Origin of the sequence: Acinetobacter sichuanensis (assembly GCF_003024515.2) — a bacterium.
Lineage (GTDB): Bacteria > Pseudomonadota > Gammaproteobacteria > Pseudomonadales > Moraxellaceae > Acinetobacter > Acinetobacter sichuanensis.
On record NZ_PYIX02000015.1, the window covers coordinates 72151 to 90187 of the forward strand.

General features: G+C 36.2%; 16 protein-coding genes. 10 read left to right on the top strand and 6 right to left on the bottom strand.

The window, feature by feature from the left end:
* Positions 1-93 precede the first annotated feature (93 nt).
* Positions 94-2133, bottom strand: coding sequence for a UvrD-helicase domain-containing protein (locus C9E89_RS10700; RefSeq protein WP_107008256.1), 2040 nt, complete (start codon positions 2131-2133; stop codon positions 94-96).
* A gap of 141 nt (positions 2134-2274) precedes the next feature.
* Positions 2275-2907 (bottom strand): OmpA family protein, encoded by a 633-nt coding sequence (locus tag C9E89_RS10705; RefSeq protein ID WP_107008257.1) that lies wholly within the window; start codon positions 2905-2907, stop codon positions 2275-2277.
* A 244-nt stretch (positions 2908-3151) separates the two neighbouring features.
* Between C9E89_RS10705 and C9E89_RS10710 the strand changes: the two genes are divergently transcribed.
* The 6 genes from C9E89_RS10710 (at position 3152) to C9E89_RS10735 (ending at position 7734) form a co-directional block, all read left to right on the top strand.
* A complete protein-coding gene (locus C9E89_RS10710) occupies positions 3152-4069 on the top strand; it encodes an acyltransferase (protein ID WP_107008258.1) in 918 nt (305 codons plus the stop codon).
* Positions 4070-4111: 42 nt separating this feature from the next.
* Entirely contained in the window at positions 4112-5146 is a 1035-nt protein-coding gene (locus C9E89_RS10715) for a preprotein translocase subunit SecA (protein WP_373431850.1), read from the top strand.
* Positions 5147-5287: 141 nt separating this feature from the next.
* Positions 5288-6013 (top strand): septum site-determining protein MinC, encoded by a 726-nt coding sequence (gene minC, locus C9E89_RS10720; RefSeq protein WP_107008260.1) that lies wholly within the window; start codon positions 5288-5290, stop codon positions 6011-6013.
* 69 nt (positions 6014-6082) lie between these two features.
* Positions 6083-6895 (top strand): septum site-determining protein MinD, encoded by an 813-nt coding sequence (gene minD / locus C9E89_RS10725; RefSeq protein ID WP_107008261.1) that lies wholly within the window; start codon positions 6083-6085, stop codon positions 6893-6895.
* Between the two features lie 2 nt (positions 6896-6897).
* The gene (minE, locus tag C9E89_RS10730) at positions 6898-7170 is read left to right on the top strand and encodes a cell division topological specificity factor MinE (RefSeq protein ID WP_004648029.1); all 273 of its coding nucleotides are present in this window, start codon (positions 6898-6900) and stop codon (positions 7168-7170) included.
* A gap of 276 nt (positions 7171-7446) precedes the next feature.
* The gene (locus C9E89_RS10735) at positions 7447-7734 is read left to right on the top strand and encodes a PA4642 family protein (RefSeq protein WP_107008262.1); all 288 of its coding nucleotides are present in this window, start codon (positions 7447-7449) and stop codon (positions 7732-7734) included.
* A gap of 103 nt (positions 7735-7837) precedes the next feature.
* Here C9E89_RS10735 and C9E89_RS10740 read toward each other — a convergent pair whose 3' ends face one another.
* Together C9E89_RS10740 and C9E89_RS10745 are read right to left on the bottom strand one after the other, a co-directional pair.
* Positions 7838-8461 carry a LysE family transporter gene (locus tag C9E89_RS10740; RefSeq protein ID WP_107008263.1) on the bottom strand — a complete coding sequence of 208 codons (624 nt, stop codon included), beginning with the start codon at positions 8459-8461 and terminating at the stop codon, positions 7838-7840.
* Positions 8462-8602: 141 nt separating this feature from the next.
* Positions 8603-11623 carry a DNA translocase FtsK gene (locus C9E89_RS10745; protein ID WP_107008264.1) on the bottom strand — a complete coding sequence of 1007 codons (3021 nt, stop codon included), beginning with the start codon at positions 11621-11623 and terminating at the stop codon, positions 8603-8605.
* A gap of 270 nt (positions 11624-11893) precedes the next feature.
* Between C9E89_RS10745 and trxB the strand changes: the two genes are divergently transcribed.
* The 4 genes from trxB to C9E89_RS10765 all read left to right on the top strand — a co-directional run bounded on the left by trxB (position 11894) and on the right by C9E89_RS10765 (position 16244).
* Complete coding sequence (trxB, locus tag C9E89_RS10750; RefSeq protein WP_107008265.1) at positions 11894-12850, top strand: thioredoxin-disulfide reductase; 957 nt, start codon at positions 11894-11896, stop codon at positions 12848-12850.
* Positions 12851-13049: 199 nt separating this feature from the next.
* A complete protein-coding gene (locus C9E89_RS10755; RefSeq protein WP_107008266.1) occupies positions 13050-14597 on the top strand; it encodes a class I SAM-dependent methyltransferase in 1548 nt (515 codons plus the stop codon).
* 65 nt (positions 14598-14662) lie between these two features.
* A complete protein-coding gene (gene aat / locus C9E89_RS10760; protein WP_171405119.1) occupies positions 14663-15388 on the top strand; it encodes a leucyl/phenylalanyl-tRNA--protein transferase in 726 nt (241 codons plus the stop codon).
* Positions 15389-15428: 40 nt separating this feature from the next.
* On the top strand, positions 15429-16244 hold the full coding sequence (locus C9E89_RS10765) for an arginyltransferase (RefSeq protein ID WP_107008268.1): 816 nt from the start codon (positions 15429-15431) through the stop codon (positions 16242-16244).
* Positions 16245-16261: 17 nt separating this feature from the next.
* Here the strand turns inward: C9E89_RS10765 and rimI are convergent, their stop codons facing one another.
* Together rimI and C9E89_RS10775 are read right to left on the bottom strand one after the other, a co-directional pair.
* Complete coding sequence (rimI, locus tag C9E89_RS10770) at positions 16262-16720, bottom strand: ribosomal protein S18-alanine N-acetyltransferase (RefSeq protein WP_107008269.1); 459 nt, start codon at positions 16718-16720, stop codon at positions 16262-16264.
* 111 nt (positions 16721-16831) lie between these two features.
* Entirely contained in the window at positions 16832-17713 is an 882-nt protein-coding gene (locus C9E89_RS10775) for a metal-dependent hydrolase (RefSeq protein WP_107008270.1), read from the bottom strand.
* Positions 17714-18037 lie beyond the last annotated feature (324 nt).

The window sequence follows — 18037 nt, forward strand, 5'->3', positions numbered from 1 at the left end:
AAATCCTATATTCAATAAAGTGGAAAAATAGCAAAAGTTTCTCTGCTCTTTCACTAAAGCAGAGAAAAAAAGAAGGAAAATTACATTCATGAATTAGCGTTTTAAAAGCGCTTTTAAATTTTGTAAATAATGCTGCGCCTGTAGTTTCGGGTCGATATTTTCAGCCAATTTTTTCTTACGACCCAACCAATCTAACTCATCTTGTGGCAACTCATCTAAGAAACGACTTGGTGTCATTTGCTTCATTTGCCCACCATTTTTTCGTTGCTCTGCCAAAGTCAAGGTCAAGCCTTGCTGTGCACGGGTAATGCCCACATACATCAAGCGACGCTCTTCTTCAATAGTTTCTGCAGCAATCGAGTTTTTATGTGGAAGAAGCTCTTCCTCTAAACCCATGATATAAACAAATGGAAACTCTAAACCTTTTGATGCATGCAAAGTCAATAGATTCACTTTATCTGTGTCTTCTTCTTCTTGTTGCTGCTCAAGCATATCAAGCAACACCATTTTACGAATCACACTTTCGATATTTTTTTCGTCCACATCTTCAGCACGATTAATCAAACTTTGAATACTGCTGTAGAGCATTTCGACATTATCAAGTTTGGTTTTTTCCTGTGCGGGTGTTGCTGCCGTTTCACGTAAATAATCAATATAACCTGCTTCCATCATCATTTGGCGTATTTTAGGTACAGGCTCATCATCGTCTAATAACTCACGAGTAAAATCTGCAATAAAACCAGAAAATTCAGCCAATTGTGTGGTTGCTTTTTTCGGCATCACCATCAAAAGGCGCTGATCACTTGCTGCTGCCAATAAAGAAAGATTATTTTCTTGAGCAAACAAACCCAATTTTTCCAATGTTACAGGACCAATTGCCCGTTTAGGTGTATTAATAATACGTAAAAATGCACTGTCATCTTCAGGATTAATAATAACTCGCAGATAACTCATCACATCCTTGATTTCTGCGCGTGCGAAAAAGGACTGTCCACCTGATAATTTATATGGAATTTGCATCTGGCGAAGCTGAGTTTCTAAGACACGTGCTTGGAAGTTGCCGCGATATAACACAGCATAGTCTTTCCAGTTTTTACCATTCATTAATTTATGGGTTAGCAAGTCTTTGACTACACGTTCTGATTCATCATCATCATTACGACAAGTAATCACACGAATCACTTCGCCATGACCTTTATCACTCCACAATTTTTTGTCAAAAATATGCGGATTATTCTCAATCACATGGTTCGCTGCTTTTAAAATACGACTGGTTGAACGATAATTTTGTTCAAGTTTAATCACTTTTAAATTACGAAAATCATCTTTCAGCAATGCCATATTTTCAGGCTTTGCTCCACGCCATGCATAAATCGATTGGTCATCATCACCTACGGCTGTGAATTGCCCCATCACGCCAACCAAGAGCTTAACCAAAATATACTGTGCAGTATTGGTATCTTGATATTCATCGACCAATAAATAACGTACTCGATTTTGCCAACGATCACGTACTTCTGCATTGTCTTGCAATAAACGTGTTGGCATGACGATCAAATCATCAAAATCTACTGCATTATAAGCGCGTAAATTACGCTCATAGAGTTGATATAAATGTGCAAATTGTACGTCTTCAGGTGTTTCACAAGTACTATGCGCTTGCTCTGGTAAAATCAGATCATTTTTCCAATCTGAAATCTTTTTCATTGCCTTAGCAATCAGGTCTTTACTCTCCGCACCTGATAAGTTATCTCGATGCATCAAATCCATTAAAATGCGTTTACAGTCATCTGCATCTAAAATTGAAAAGTTATTTTTTAATGGTGTATTTTTAAGTTCTAAGCGTAATAAATTTAAGCCAAAGGTATGGAAAGTTGAAACAGATAAGCCTTTTGCTTCCTCTTTAGAGAGTAATTTACTCACACGCTCTTTCATTTCACGTGCAGCTTTATTGGTAAAGGTCATTGCCGTGATACGGTGTGCAGGAATTCCACATTGTTGGACTAAATAAGCCACTTTACGGGTAATCACAGAAGTTTTACCTGAACCCGCTCCTGCAAGTACTAACAAGGGTCCTTGAGTATATTTCATGGCTTCAAGTTGCTTGTCATTCAACTGACTTGCTTTTGACATTGTTCATCCTCTACAAACTTCGCGCTAGATTATAGTCATCAAAACAGAACTTGCCTAACGTTTAATGAAATTTTCAATACAACAATTACAAAATAAAAAAACCACCTTTCGGTGGTTTTTTATGCCTATGAAAACTAAAAATTATTTAGTTTCATATACTGTAATTTCTACACGACGGTTTTGTTCACGACCCGCAGCTGTTGAGTTGTCAGCGATTGGAGAAGTTGAACCATAACCTTTAGCTGTCATGCGAGATGCTGAAATACCTTGAGTTGCAAGATAGTTCAATACAGAGTTTGCACGGTTTTGAGACAATGGAATATTGATACCGTCATTACCTGTATTGTCTGTATGACCATGAATAACAAGCGCTAATTTACCACCTGTACCATCTTCACGTAATACTTTTGCAACATCGTTTAATGCTGTTTGGAAACGTGGTTGAATCGTTGCAGAGCTTGATGCAAATGTTACGCTCGGCATTACCATGTTAATAGAACCATCTGGATTACGGTTTACATCAACACCTGTACCCGCTAATTCTTCACGTAAACGTTTTTCTTTACGGTCAAGAAGTGCACCTGCACCCGCACCCACTACAGCACCGATTGCAGCAGCTTGACCCATTTTATCTTTATCGGCATTTGAATAAGCAATACCAGCGCCTAATAATGCACCTAAGCCTGTACCGATTGCTGCTTTGTCATATTCCATGTTTTGACAACCAGATAGTGCCAAAGCCCCTACTACCGCTGAAATTACAAGTGCACGCATTACATGCCTCCAAGGTTTGTGTTTTTCTATGAATGAAATAATGATTTAAATTATGCGCTTAAACCATTGACATTTTGTTAAAAATATCCGAAATCGTTACATTTTGAAATAAATAAATGAGTATTTTGAAGTTACTTCATCATAATTTATACATAGTTAGCTTTTGAGACTTTTTAATTCAATAAACAAAGACTATATTTAAAAACAACTATGATCAAATTAAACTCTTTTTTAGGACTTTTTTATGTCATCTCAACAACAGAAGCAATCTATTTTAAAAAAAATTACCAAAGGTTTGACTGTGGGTTCTGTGATTACAGGAAGTACCTTTTTTCATGGTCCTCCTGTACTGGCTCTTGGCTTAACAAAGCTATTTAAAAAGTCTGCCAAAGTCGATGAGACCAATATCCATATTACAAATAGCTGGCTGAGTGTAAATAATTGGTTAATTGATCATGTGCTTCCTGAAACACACTGGGACATTACAGTAGATGAAAATTTAGACTTAAATATGCAAGGTCGTTATTTAATGACTTGTAACCATCAAAGCTGGGTAGACACCACAGTCAATCAATATTTTGGTCTTACTCGTATGCCACTCACCCGCTTTTTTACCAAATGGGAACTTATTTTTATTCCATTTGTGGGGCAAGCCTTTAAAATTTTAGGCTTTCCAATGATGAAACGCCATACCAAAGCTCAGATTGCAAAAAATCCAGCATTGAAACATCAAGACTTAGATGAAGCACGTAAAGCATGTGAACAACTATTGAGTCAGCCTTTTACTTTATTAAACTATCTTGAAGGCACACGTTTTACAGTAGAAAAACAGCAACAACAACAATCACCTTATCGCAATTTACTTAAACCAAAAGCAGGAGGCATGGCACTCGCTTTAAATATTTTAGGCGATCAAATCGACGCCCTTGTTGATATGACCATTGTTTATCCCGATGGCGTACCAGGTTATGGCGAATTTTGGCTAGGTGAAGTACCACGCATTGCGGTAAATCTGCGTAAAATTGATCTACCTGATTGGGTTTTACAAGGTGATTATGAAGAAGATGCTGAGTATCGTGCTAAATTTCAACAATGGATTGATGATTTGTGGCAAGAAAAAGATCAACTTATTACGCACATGAAACAACAGTACCAAAATTAAAATTATACAATAACAATTAGGACTCTCATGACAGACCATACTATGGCGCAGCAAAAAAGTATTCGCCCAGAAAATCACAACACTTTAGGTTGGAGACTTTTTCTGGTTTATGACATCTTGATGATGGCGATCATTGTTTTTAACCTTTTTTGTCTCTGTGCCAATGTTTTTTTAATGAGTAGCTTTGGTCAGTTATTTTTCGATGAAATCCATTTACCTCAAGTTTTAGCCTTTTATAAATCAGACCTACACCCTTGGGTCATTAAAACTGAAGGATGGTTTATTTTATTTTTAGTCGTTGAATTAGCTGTACGTTGGTTGATTGCGATTATTTATAAACATCATCAACGTTGGTTCTTTTTTCCTTTTGTTCACTGGTACGAAATTTTAGCCATCATTCCTTATTTACGTTTTTTACGTTTAATACGTGCAGGAATTATTGCCTATCGTTTACATGAACTCGGCTATAAAGTTATTCCTGACAATATTATGAAAAAAGTATTGTTTTATTATCGGGTTGTGATGGAAGAAATCTCTGACCGTGTTGTTGTATCTGTGATTGATGGTATTAAATATGAACTTGATACGAGCTCTAGTCACAAAAAAATTATTCATGACTTAGTTGATCATCATCGCGATATTTTTGCGCAAGCCTTGGCTGAGATTTTACAAGATGCTTTAGCTAATGAACTCAAAGCACAACAAAACCTCATTGCAGATCATGTTGGGCATATTGTCAAAAAAGCAATTGAAGATACACCTCAACTGACTCAGCTTTTAAGGCTTATTCCTATTGCAGGCAGCATGATCGAAAATCAAATTCAAAATATTGGGCAACAACTCGGTGAAAATATTACGCATGGTTTAATTGACCCATTAACAGAAGGTAGCCACACTCAACCAAATCAAATTTATACACTCATTTCAGATAAAGTCAGTCAGCTCAATATTGAAAATAAAAAACTTGAAGAATTGGTCGAATCTGTGGTCTATGAGAGCCTTGAATCCTTGCGCAAACAAGTCAAAATCAAGCAGTGGCAAATCGAACTAGAAAAATACGATCAAAGCAAAGACTAAGTGATTCAAAGATTGAACAAATCAATGCAAATATTTGTATCTTTGCTAGTGAAATCAGTCAATTTGTTCTAGCATTTGTGCAGTTTCGACAAATTGACTTTCTCTATAATTTTCAGGTGACAACACCTGTAAGGAATAATTATGGCTGATATACGGATTACGGGCAGAATGGTTAATTTTACCCGATTAACCTTTGATACAAATGATCATAATGCCATCCGCCAGCAACTTGCAGCAATGATGAATGAAACCTCTTACCAAGGGGCTTTAGTGATTCTCGACAGTACAGTTGAACAGGAGCTTATCGCACTAATCCAGCTTTTAATTAGTCTAGATCTACAACCAATGGGTGTTATTGATGGCATTTTAGAAGAACAAGCTCGCGCCATTCAATTTCCAATTTTACCTGCTGATCGCCCTTTGCAACGGATCAAAGCAACGAAAGAGCAAACAGTTGAAACCCCGACAAAGGATTCAACAAACACCACAGATCAAGCTGCTAAAGTTACACAACAACAAACAACGATTCAGCATATTACGTCATATCATGATGAAATTTTGCGGACAGGACAATGTTTAGTACAAGACCATGGTGACATTATTCTCACCGCAGGTATTAACAGTGGCTCAGAGGTTATTGCTTCAGGAAATATACATATCTACGGCATTGTTCGTGGTAGAGTCATCGCAGGTGCAGGCGGTAATAGCGCTGCAAGAATTTTTTGTCATTCCCTAGAAGCTGAACTGGTTTCTATTGCAGGAACATATTGCGTAGCAGATGATATTCCAGCGGAATTCCTTAAAAAATCTGTACATATTTACTTAAATGATCAGCAAGAACTTGAGTTTTCAGTTCTGCAATTTTAAAGTATAAATTAACACCATAATAAACTTCCCTTATCAAGGGGATGAATGACCATAACAGGAGTGGATTCGGTGGCCAAAATTGTTGTCGTTACATCAGGCAAAGGCGGCGTAGGTAAAACTACAACAAGTGCATCTTTTGCAACAGGATTAGCCCTTCGTGGTCATAAAACTGTTGTGATCGATTTTGATGTCGGTTTGAGAAACTTAGACTTAATCATGGGTTGTGAACGCCGTGTTGTTTATGACTTTGTAAATGTTTTAAACAATGAAGCTCGTTTACAACAAGCATTAATTCGTGATAAAGACATTGAAAATCTTTATATTTTACCTGCTTCACAAACACGTGATAAAGATGCATTAACCGATGAAGGTGTTGCACGTGTCATGGATGAACTTTCACAAGAGTTTGATTACATTATCTGTGACTCACCTGCAGGTATTGAGCGTGGTGCTATTCTGGCAATGTATCATGCAGATGAAGCAATTATTGTGACAAATCCTGAAATTTCTTCGGTTCGAGATTCTGACCGTATTATTGGTATGCTCGACAGCAAAACCAAGAAAATAGAAAATAATGAAGGACGTGTTCGCAAACACTTATGTATCACTCGTTTCAATCCAGAACGTGCTGATAAACAAGAAATGCTAACCATTGATGATATTTCTAAAGATATTTTACGTATTCCGACTTTAGGTGTAATTCCTGAATGCCCAAGCGTATTACAAGCATCAAATGAAGGTAAACCTGTTATTCTTTATACAGAAGCAAGCGCAGGACAAGCTTATGATGACTTAGTTGCACGTTTCTTAGGTGAAGATCGTCCATATCGTCATATTACTGTTAAACCTAAAGGTTGGTTAGCTAGATTATTTGGAGCGTAATAATGGCAGGATTTTGGAGTAAATTATTTAGTAATGATGATAAGCCTTCAAGTGCGCAAACTGCGAAAGATCGTTTAAAAGTTATTGTTGCATCTGAACAAGGTTTAGGTAAACGTTTGAGTCAAGATAAAATTGATCAAATGAAAAAAGAAATCATGCAAGTTGTCAATCGCTATGTACGTGGTGTAGACGAACAACATATTCAAATGTCTGTTCGCTCTGAAGCAAATATCGAAATGCTGGAAATGAATATCAATTTACCTGAAGAACGTTAATTTCATAATTGATTAGTCAAGTAGATTGATTCAAGGCAAAATATGAGACAGGATTAACGAACTTAAAACATCGTTTTAAGGATTTGCCCAGTCTCAAGACGAGAAGCGTATGCTTCGAGTGGGCAGATTGAGCTAAATTGTTTTTTCTGCCTTATTTTTTGCCTTTTTTATTAGACATAATTCAGAAAACCTTTGCAGTATTCCTTATAAGTAGTTCTTAAAAAGCTTTTTATAATACTGAAGAATGTCAATTTTTTATTTTAAGGAGATGCTGTTATGGCACTTTCACAGCCAGCAACGTTCAACGAGGAATGGTCGGACGAGCGTGTTTTTGCCTATTTAGATCAGTTACCTCCAGCAGGTGTCAATGCTGACTTTCATGTGCTTTATCATGCTTTTAAACACATGCGTCCTTTTGACTATGAACGCTTATTAAATAAATTTATCGCAGATCGTCGTGACATCAATGCAACAAATCCTGAAGGTCAACGTATTCATGATGTGATTGCACAATATCCACGTCAAAAAGAAGGCTTTTTAGAAGTTTTAGCAAAATTTTCTTAATCTAAAATGACGTATAAAAACCTGCACATTTTGCAGGTTTTTTTATAGCTAAAAATCAATTTTCAAACCATTTCACTCAAAATTTACAATTATTGATTGATGATTATTTATTAATAATTAAATAAGATCCAAATGCAGTAAATAATCCACCAGATATACCATCAATCCATTTTGCTGCACGTTGATAAGCAGTTTTAAAACTTGGTAATGAAAAAATGAATGCTACAAAAACAAACCAGATCAATGTTTCTACCCCAACAATCAACAATAAAACTGCATGCATGTGATCTAATTGAGGATTTGCAAGAAACATAGAAAAAACACTACCAAAGTAAATGACAGCTTTCGGATTAGATAAGTTCGTCAACAAACCTTTCATAAAAAACTTAAAATGGCTTTTAGGTAATTCAACTTCAACGATTGGACTATTTATTTTTTGCTTGGAAAATGCAGATTTTAATAACTGAAAGCCTAGCCAGCATAAATAAATACCACCTAATACCAACATGACATGTTTAAACCAAACAAATTTTTCAAAAATATAATTTAAGCCCATTAAAGCAAAAAATGCCCACAACAAGACTGCAACTGTAATTCCCAATACCACACACATCGCTTGAGTACGAGAACGACTAATCGCAGTTTGAGAAACAATAAAAAAATCTGGACCTGGTGTAACTAAAGCACAAAAATGGATAAAAACTAAGGTACTTAATGCTAATAACATGAGAGATCCCCTATTGGGTGAAAGAACATCTTGAATTGAAAATGATTTATTTCAAATTAAAAATCTCGCTGAATTAGCCACTAAGTTTGCGACAAAATTGCAATGAGCCGAAACTCATTGCAAATCTCAAGTTAAACTAAATCAAACTAAAATTTCTCGTTTGCCATTTGGTCCCATTGCACTCACAATGCCCTGTTCTTCCATCTGGTCAACAATACGTGCAGCACGGTTATAACCAAGACTAAATTTACGCTGTAAAGATGAAACAGATACTTTACGTGTTTCTAGCACAAAAGAGACGCATTGGTCATATAAAGCATCACGATTTGGATCACCATCGCCATCTTCAAAGCCTTTTGATGTTGGCTCTTCATCATAAGGTGTTAAAATTTCATCCACATAATTTGGCTCGCCACGTTCACGCCAAGCATCACAAATTCTATTGACTTCATCATCAGAAATAAAAGCCCCATGTACACGCTCAGGCTCAATTTTACCTGGTCCTAAGAACAGCATATCACCATGACCTAATAAGTCTTCTGCACCACCTGCATCTAAAATTGTTCGTGAGTCAATTTTACTATTTACACGCAATGCAACTCGTGTCGGTATATTGGCTTTAATTAAACCTGTAATCACATCAACCGAAGGGCGCTGTGTAGCAAGTAATAAATGAATTCCTGCAGCACGTGATTTTTGTGCCAATCGTGTAATCATTTCTTCAGCTTTTTTACCAACTTGCATGATCATATCTGCAAATTCATCAGCAACAATAACGATTGAAGGTAATGGCGTCAAACGTGGTGCGCGTTCTTGTGTTGCTGAGTCGCTAGCTTTCCATGTTGGATCAATTAAATCTTCACCATTGGCAATAGCTTCTTCAACCTTACGATTGTAATCCGCTAATTTACGAATTTTTAAGAATGACATTAATTTATAACGACGTTCCATTTCATTAACACACCAGTTCAATGCACTCACAGCATCTTTCATATCTGTGACTACAGGTGTCAATAAATGTGGAATATCATTATAGTTTGCTAATTCTAATTGCTTTGGATCAATCAGAATTAAGCGTAATTGATCTGGTGTATATTTCAACAACATTGACAAAATCATGGAGTTAACAGCAACAGACTTACCTGAACCTGTTGTTCCAGCCACCAACATATGTGGTGCTTTGCCTAAATCGGTAATAACAGGACTACCTGAAATGTCTTTACCCATTGCCATTGAAAGTAGACCCGCTGGGTCTTTAAATGCTGGTGTTTCTAAAAGTTCAATCAGGCGCACCATTTCACGAGAACTATTTGGTACTTCAATGCCAATATAAGGTTTACCTGGAATAACCTCAACAACACGCACTGACGCCATTGACATAGAACGCGCCAAATCACGTGAAATATTGGTGACTTTAGACGCTTTTACCCCTGGTGCTAAATCTAATTCAAAACGTGTAACAACAGGACCTGGTTGTGCTTCTATCACTTTTGACTTGATGTTAAATTCTTGTAATTTAATTTCAAGCAACTCTGACAAACGCGCTAATTGATCAGCCGTGAAGTTTACTTTTTTATTAGGGTCAACTTTATCTAATAACTCATAACCAGGTAATGTTGGCAAATCACGTCGTTTTTGTGCGACTTGCATAGCACGTGACATTGGTCGACCAAAAGCATCTGTTAATGGAGCATCAAGATCAAATGCAAGCTCTCCCTGCGGATCATCCTCAGGTTTACCTGCTGTTTCCTGCCAAGCCTCTCTAAATGCATCTTTATCAGCAGCTATTCGAGATTTTTCTTCGTCAGAAACACTTGAATTCATTAAATGAGTTTGAATTTCTGCTTTCACTAAAGGCGTAGATTGAGCATAACTACTTGTTGTCCGAGCAACAGGTGGTTCAATGGTTGTTTCATCTGCCATTTGTGCTAAATCATCTAATTCATCAGCCAAACTATCTATTTTTTTATGAACAACAGAAGTATGTTCAACCTGCTCATTTTGCTGAGTTGTTTGACTAAATGGACGATGCACATCTGTTGCTGCTCCCCCATTCGGCACAACAGCTAACAAATCATCAAAAACTTGGTCATCATCCCAGTCTAAATCATGTTCATCATGTGTATTTTGCTTTAAAGGCACTGTATTTTGTTCAGTATGAACAACAGGATGAATCCGATGATTCTGATGATTTAATTGATCATCTTCGGACGCGCGCAATAATGCATCAATTTCTTGATTATGATCTTGTTTTTCATTTTGATTTAACGCTTTCCAAACTTCTCCTGTTGGAACAGTTTGTTGTGTTTCTTGTTTTAAGCGACGTGCTTTTTCTAAAGTTTTTTCTAACTCTAAATCATCAATTTCATTTTCAGCCAATAAAGTTTGTTGCCCTTGACGCTCTTGACTTACCATATCGTCAAACAAACGCTCAGCCGCTTGTTCATGGCGAGAAGCTTCAGCCTTAGGCACATTCATTTGTGCAACAACTTCTGTATGTTCTGGTGCATTATTTACAACAGGCTTTTTCTTACTTTTAACAACAGACTTTGGTTGTTCTGTTAAATCATAAGCCGATTCGCTTTCAGGGACATTTTTATAAAATAAATCTTGAAGATAAGCAGGTGTTGCTTTCATCATCGCCCAAGTTTTATTCCATTGAATACCAAAAGCCAAAGTAAACAGAATCAGTAGAAACAGGAATAAAAAAGCCCCTGCACCATAAATGGTGAGTAATTGCGATAAACTTTCGCCTAACTCATAACCGATGATTCCACCTGAAGCATTTGCCAAAGTATCAGCAGGTACATTCCAAAGTAAGTACAATAAACTTGCTGTCGTCAGCAAAATAAAAAATTGTGCTGCATAACGAAATGGCGTACTTAAAAAGCTTCTTGGCCACCACACTTGGATCGCTTCAACAAATAAAAAGAAAGGAATAAGTAAGCTTGCCCATCCTAAAAAGCCAAAGAGCAAATCAGCTATCCAAGCACCTGCTACGCCACTGGCGTTTGACACTTGTTGTGTGTCACTTGAAATATGCATCCAGCCTGGATCAAATGGGGTATATGTTACTGTTGCTAAAAACAGATAAATCCCAAATGAAATCAAGAATAATGTTAATAATAAGCGCTGTGCATAAACACTCGACACCGCAGTCATATATTGTCCTGTAACCGATTATTCATTAATGTACTTTTGTGAAGCGAATTACTTTCTTCATAGAAGAAATCTTTATATTATGCACCTCTTCTTGCAAAAAAGATGCAAGATTGTTGCAGTATGTTGTTAACTTATTTGTATATATTCGGTATATGGTTCAATTCGATTTAGATCATCAATATTATCGACATTGAACAAGTCCCATGACGATAAACTTTCACGTATAATTTTAACAGTTTCGATATTTTTGCTATAAAAAGGATGACAGGAATGAGCGTTCGTCACTCACGTTTAATTATTTTAGGTTCTGGTCCAGCAGGCTATAGTGCTGCTGTTTATGCTGCACGTGCAAACTTAAAGCCTACGCTGATTGCAGGCATGCAGCTTGGTGGTCAGTTAACCACAACGACTGAAGTTGACAACTGGCCAGGTGATCCTGAAGGTTTAACAGGTCCTGCACTAATGGAACGTATGCAAGCGCATGCTGAACGTTTTGGTACAGAAATTTTATATGATCATATTAATGAAGTAGATCTCCAAGTTCGTCCATTTGTTTTAAAGGGTGATATGGATGAGTACACTTGTGATGCTTTGATTATTGCAACAGGCGCAACAGCTCAATATTTAGGTTTAGAGTCTGAGCAAGCCTATATGGGGCAAGGTGTAAGTGCTTGTGCAACATGTGATGGCTTCTTCTATAAAAACCAAAAAGTAATGGTTGTTGGTGGTGGTAATACCGCTGTTGAAGAAGCGCTTTATTTATCTAATATTGCTTCGCATGTAACCTTAGTTCATCGCCGCGATAAATTACGTTCTGAAAAAATTCTTCAAGATCATATCTTTGAAAAAGAAAAAGAAGGAAAAATCAGTATCATTTGGAACCATGCAGTTGAAGAAGTGCTTGGTGATGCTCAGTCTGGTGTAACTGCTGTACGTATCAAATCAACTCAGGATGACTCAACTCAAGATATCGATGTGACAGGTATGTTTGTCGCTATTGGTCACAAACCCAATACAACGATGTTTGAAGGTCAACTCGAACTACGTAATGGTTATATTCAAGTTCATAGTGGAACTGCGGGCAATGCCACAGCAACTTCTGTTGCAGGTGTTTTTGCTGCGGGTGATGTTGCTGATGACGTATATCGTCAAGCCATTACCTCAGCAGGTTCTGGCTGTATGGCAGCATTAGATGCTGACCGCTACTTAGATAGCTTAGAGAAATAAACCTAGTCTTTGAGTTTAAAACCGCCATTTATGGCGGTTTTTTATATTATTTAATCAGATCATTTCAATTTCATGAGATCCTTCGACTTTTTTTTAAAAAATTGTGTTGCAATCCTAGCTTCACTTATAGCATCTTAACCATGGGGAATTATAAAGATCCACACTAAACCTAATGAAAAACTAGAGTTAAGGAATAAAAATGAGTACAACTTGGACTGATGGCTATCAAACAGAAGTAAATTACACCTATGGTTACTACAAAGATTTGAGCCCAAATTATCAAAAATTTTGCCTTTTACTTAATGGCGTTGATAGTCCTACCGAAAACCAAGATCATACACATTGCGAATTAGGCTTTGGGCAAGGTGTTAGTCTCAATATTCATGCTGCATCTGAATCAGGTCAGTTTCTAGGTACAGACTTCAATCCAGCACACGCTGCTCATGCCACTATGCTTGCTCACCAAGCACAGATCAGTCATCAGTTCTATGACGCAAGCTTTGAAGAACTCCTCAATAAAGATTTACCAATGCTTGATTCGATCAGCTTACATGGTATTTGGAGTTGGATCAGTCATGAAAATCAGCATATTATTTTAAAGTTTATTCGTAAATATCTAAAACCAAACGGTATTGTCTATATCAGCTATAACTGTGTTACTGGCTGGGCAGCCAATATGCCGATTCGTGAGTTATTCCATAGCCACTTTAAGTTTAATAGTGTCAGCACCAATCCTATTCAAAAAGTCAAAGATTCTCTAGCTTTTAGTGAAGCACTGTTAAATCAAAATCCTAATTTTGCGCAGCGTAATCCTAATGCCATCAAAAAAGTCCAAGACTTACAACAGCAAAATCCAAATTACTTAATTCATGAATATTTAAACCAAGACTGGCAATGTTTTTCATTCCAACAAGTTGTACGCATCTTAGAAGAAACAAAACTCACTTATGCAGGTTCAACCGATTTAAGTGCACATTTAGATAATATTAATTTTTCAGAAGAACATCAGCAATTTTTAAATAAAATTGAACACCCTATTTTCAAAGAACAATGTCGCGACTATTTTACTAACACACAGTTTAGAAGAGACTTATTTATTCGTGGTAAAAATAATCTAAGTCCATTAGAAACACGGACTCGCTTAAGAAATACACCTTTTGCAATCTTAGTTGCACCTGAACATTTCCCTAAAACCATCACAGGATATTTAGGTCAATTTAATTTAATTCCAGATGTTTATGAACCATTAGGTAAACTTTTCAAAGAAGCAAATTATGCACCTCAAACGATTGCAACGATTGAGAAAAAACTTCCAGATCAATCTTATGAAAAAATCTTAAATGCACTTGTTATTTTATGTCATTTAAATTTAGCACAGCCTTGTCAAACCGATGTTTCAGAAGAAACACTCAAACATGCTCATCAGTTAAATCGCTTTATTTTAGAGCAGGCAAGTTTTCACAATAACTATCAGGTTTTAGCTTGCCCAATTTCGGGTATTGGTCTTAATGCTGATCAGTTCACGCAGTTATTCTATCGTGCGCACTTCATTGATGGCTTAAAAACAGCTAAACAATTTGCTGAATATGCGCAACAAGCATTAAATAATTTAGGTTGGTTTATTCTGGATAAAGGCGAAACCATTACTGATAAAGCACAAAGTCTAGCGCTTTTACAAAATAAAGCCCAAATTTTCCTTGATCAAGACCTCATCAAAATAGCCAAACAATTGAAACTTTTTGCATAACTTCTGCACGACATCCCTCAAAAAGATCAGCTAATATAAAGCTGATCTTTTTTTATTTAATCCCTATGCTGAATCCTTCAAAATTTAAATTTCCAGACCCTTTAGAATACGATCCTGAAGGTGAAGGACTGATTTGTATTGGTGCTGATCTAAATCCATCTACTTTATTTGAAGCATATACACATGGACTATTTCCATGGTTTTCAGAAGGAGAACCGATTTGCTGGTGGAGTCCTGAACCACGATGCATTATCCGCCCAAATCATTATCAGCCGAGTAAATCCTTACTCCGTAATATGAAAAAATTTGATTATAAGATTACAATTAATCAAGCTTTTCCCGAAGTCATTCGCTCATGTTCCTTACCACGTAGTTATACCAATGAAACTTGGATTTCTGAGGACATTATTCAAGGCTATTGTGCGCTGTTTCAAGAAGGTTATGCCTATAGTGTTGAAGTTTGGGATCAAGATAAACTGGTTGGTGGCTTATATGGGGTGACAATTGGTCAAGGTTGCTTTGGTGAATCAATGTTTAGCACACAAACTGATGTATCAAAAATGGCATTTTACACACTGATGCTGATTGGACAAGAAAATCAACTCCCTTGGATTGACTGCCAATTGGTCAATGATCACTTATTAAGTTTAGGTGCATGTACACTTTCTCGCCAAGACTATCTAAAATCGTTACAAAATGTAATTAAACACCCCCCTATAGATTGGAAAAGTTATCAAGAACGTGTATTTTCAAGTAAAACAATAGCGCAAATTGCAAAATTAATGGATTGAAAAGAATAGTCTTGAACAATACGAGGAGGGATATATCACGATGAACTCATATCACCCTAAGTCCCTATTGAATGACTTACAGTATTATATTACACCGCCTCATGGTTGCAGTTATTTGGTAGAAAAATCGGCGCGCATGGTATTTTTAGACCCTGCACATCGCATAGATGTTGTGACTTTATCTGAGTTATCACGTTTAGGCTTCCGTCGTAGTGGTGATTTTGTTTATCGCCCCGAATGCCATTTATGCCGCCAATGTTTATCTTGCCGCGTACCTGTTCATGAATTTCAAATGAATAGTGCACAAAAAAAGTCATGGAAACGCAACCAAGATTTAACAGTTAAAATTATATCTACCCGAGATGCCAATATAACGCATTATAAATTGTATGAGCGTTATATCAATTTAAGACATGCGGATGGAGACATGTTTCCACCGAGCTACGATCAATTTGAAAAATTTCTCATTCACAGTTGCAGCGATAGTTTCTTTTTAGAACTATGGAAAGATGAACAACTCATTAGTGTCTCAACTTGCGATCAGCTAGATGATGGGATTTCTGCTGTCTATACTTTTTTTGATCCAGAAGAAAGTCGTCGTTCTTTAGGCGTATTTGCTATTTTAAAACAAATTGAATATGTTAAAACTTTAAATTTAGACTATGTATACTTAGGCTATTGGGTTCCGCACTCTACAAAAATGAACTATAAATCTCAATATGCTCCCTTTGAATTATTACTAGATGGTCAATGGCGTCGTATCAGCAGACATCTTGATCAAGATGAAATTAACAAACTGGGTGAAATGCTCATGACCACCCTTCCTTCAGAATGGAATGAGCCTATTATTAAATAAAAAAATTAAACTCAAAATCACTTAAATAGTGTAGCAAAATCATCACTACATGTTTTTACCATAATAATGGCATGTTCACGTGTTCCATTTTTATTTGGATAATAATTTTTACGTAAATCTATCTGATGAAAATCGGATTTTTCATATAAAGCGATTGCTGCCGTATTTGATTCACGAACTTCTAAGAAAATTTGCACGGGTTTATTTTTCAATAATTGAATAGATTGATCCAGTAATTTAAAACCGAAACCTTTACCCTGCTGACTTGGATGAATTGCCATAAGTAAAAGATTTGCTTCATCTAAAACAGGTTGCAAAATACAAAAACCCACCACCTGTCCTTGTGCTTCTAAAACTGTACTTTGATAGCTGAGTATAGATTCTTGAAACTGCTGCTTTGTCCAAGGGTGCGATTGAACAATATTTTCAATTTCTGAGACAGCATTTAAATCTGTCTGTTGCATTAAACGAATCATCTTCGTTCATCATCTTTGGAAATGGAAAGCGAATTATAAGAACTTCTATCTAGAAGTCTAATAAAAAGAGGAAGAATTCGATCCTTCCTCTTTAAAAATTAAATTTAGCTGTTAAAAACCTAATTTATTTTTCCAAGTTTCCAATAATTCAACCGTATCTAAATCATTAGGATGAAAACTAGGTTTAAAATATGCCAGCATCTCTTTGGTCATACCTGCAATAATTCCTTTTGAAGGGCTATACGCATATTTATAAATCATACCCAATTCTTTCATATTGAGTTTGCCATCTTCTTTTAGTAAACGAATTACAAAAGAAGACTGAGCTGTAAAAATTAAAGCCATTGCGATCACTAAAGCGATATTACGTAAAGCATAAGCCTTTAAACCCTTACCAAATACGCCTTCATAAACATCATAAGCAACCGCTTTATGTTCATTTTCTTCTACCGCATGCCAATACCACATATAAGACATGGTTGGATCTGTCATCAGGGCTTGAATATGCTGGTTTCTTAATAACTCTGAAGCAATTGTTGCTGTAAAATGCTCAAGTGCTGTAGTTGCAGTTAGATCAACCATTTCTTGTGTCATACCAAAAGGCTTTACAACACGTGCAAACCATTTACGTGCACCTTGAATCAAACGTCCTGTTTCACGTTCAAATTTAGCGACATCATGACCATATTTTTGTGCAGAAGCATTAAACCCAACATGCTCTTGTGTATGCATTGCTTCTTGCCCAATAAAAGCACTAATCTCTTTTTGTAAAGCATCATTATCTTTAATCGCTGGGTGATAACGAACTGCTCGCACTGAATCAATAAATAACTTTTCACCATCAGGAAACAATGCTGATAATGCTGTCATAAAATGGGTAATACCAGCAGAATTATTTGCCCAATACTCTGGCACATGATCAAAATTAAAATTCATACGACGTACTGGAAATGATGCACCTGCACGATTAGATACATTAACTTTAGCATTCATTAAAACAACTCCTATTAAGTGAATGATCACTTAAATCCTTTGTGATTTTTTTTCTTATTTTTATATTACGTTTTTATCAAATTGAAATAATTGCTGATCAGGTCAAACAAATATCACTTAGGGACATAAGAAGTAATCATAAAGAATGCAAATCTAAGAAAAATCATCAGTACAATGATTAAAATATGACTTTCATTAAACAGAACATAAAAATTATCAATAAAAAATTAAATGAATAACATCAAAAACTTAATATGATTTTAAATTATTTTTTAATTATAAAAAAAGCGCCCCAAAGGAGCGCTCTTTTTTACACAATCAATG

Excerpts from the sequence above, each read along its gene's own strand:
- C9E89_RS10700 (WP_107008256.1), bottom strand. The coding sequence starts at position 2,133 with ATGTCAAAAGCAAGTCAGTTGAATGACAAGCAACTTGAAGCCATGAAA.
- C9E89_RS10705 (WP_107008257.1), bottom strand. The coding sequence starts at position 2,907 with ATGCGTGCACTTGTAATTTCAGCGGTAGTAGGGGCTTTGGCACTATCT.
- C9E89_RS10710 (WP_107008258.1), top strand. The coding sequence starts at position 3,152 with ATGTCATCTCAACAACAGAAGCAATCTATTTTAAAAAAAATTACCAAA.
- C9E89_RS10715 (WP_373431850.1), top strand. The coding sequence starts at position 4,112 with ATGGCGCAGCAAAAAAGTATTCGCCCAGAAAATCACAACACTTTAGGT.
- minC (WP_107008260.1), top strand. The coding sequence starts at position 5,288 with ATGGCTGATATACGGATTACGGGCAGAATGGTTAATTTTACCCGATTA.
- minE (WP_004648029.1), top strand. The coding sequence starts at position 6,898 with ATGGCAGGATTTTGGAGTAAATTATTTAGTAATGATGATAAGCCTTCA.
- C9E89_RS10735 (WP_107008262.1), top strand. The coding sequence starts at position 7,447 with ATGGCACTTTCACAGCCAGCAACGTTCAACGAGGAATGGTCGGACGAG.
- C9E89_RS10740 (WP_107008263.1), bottom strand. The coding sequence starts at position 8,461 with ATGTTATTAGCATTAAGTACCTTAGTTTTTATCCATTTTTGTGCTTTA.
- C9E89_RS10745 (WP_107008264.1), bottom strand. The coding sequence starts at position 11,623 with ATGACTGCGGTGTCGAGTGTTTATGCACAGCGCTTATTATTAACATTA.
- trxB (WP_107008265.1), top strand. The coding sequence starts at position 11,894 with ATGAGCGTTCGTCACTCACGTTTAATTATTTTAGGTTCTGGTCCAGCA.
- C9E89_RS10755 (WP_107008266.1), top strand. The coding sequence starts at position 13,050 with ATGAGTACAACTTGGACTGATGGCTATCAAACAGAAGTAAATTACACC.
- aat (WP_171405119.1), top strand. The coding sequence starts at position 14,663 with ATGCTGAATCCTTCAAAATTTAAATTTCCAGACCCTTTAGAATACGAT.
- C9E89_RS10765 (WP_107008268.1), top strand. The coding sequence starts at position 15,429 with ATGAACTCATATCACCCTAAGTCCCTATTGAATGACTTACAGTATTAT.
- rimI (WP_107008269.1), bottom strand. The coding sequence starts at position 16,720 with ATGATTCGTTTAATGCAACAGACAGATTTAAATGCTGTCTCAGAAATT.
- C9E89_RS10775 (WP_107008270.1), bottom strand. The coding sequence starts at position 17,713 with ATGAATGCTAAAGTTAATGTATCTAATCGTGCAGGTGCATCATTTCCA.